Origin of the sequence: Alexandriicola marinus (genome assembly GCF_004000435.1) — a bacterium.
GTDB classification, from domain to species: Bacteria; Pseudomonadota; Alphaproteobacteria; order Rhodobacterales; family Rhodobacteraceae; genus Alexandriicola; species Alexandriicola marinus.
This window is the reverse complement of the sequence record NZ_RBVZ01000103.1, coordinates 1-219: the sequence shown is the minus strand read 5'-3', so window position 1 is coordinate 219 and position 219 is coordinate 1. Positions and strand designations below refer to the sequence as shown.

Annotated in this window: 1 protein-coding gene; it reads left to right on the top strand. The window is 63.9% G+C overall.

Features of this window, described 5'->3' with window-relative positions; all coding sequences use genetic code 11:
• Positions 1-219: glutathione S-transferase C-terminal domain-containing protein (locus EP376_RS22860; protein ID WP_206074861.1), on the top strand; the 219-nt coding region annotated here is incomplete at both ends.

The window sequence follows — 219 nt, the reverse complement described above, 5'->3', positions numbered from 1 at the left end:
ATGCTGGAACGCGATCTTGCCCGCATCGCCGAGCTCTGGAACGAGGGGCTGACCCGTTTCGGCGGGCCGTATCTCGGCGGTGCGGAATTCACCGCCGTTGACGCGTTTTTTGCGCCGGTGGTCTTCCGCGCGCAGAGTTTCGGTCTGGTGTTTGGCGGGCAGGCGGACGCCTATGGCCACCATATGCTGGCTCTGCCTGCGATGCAGGAATGGTATCGG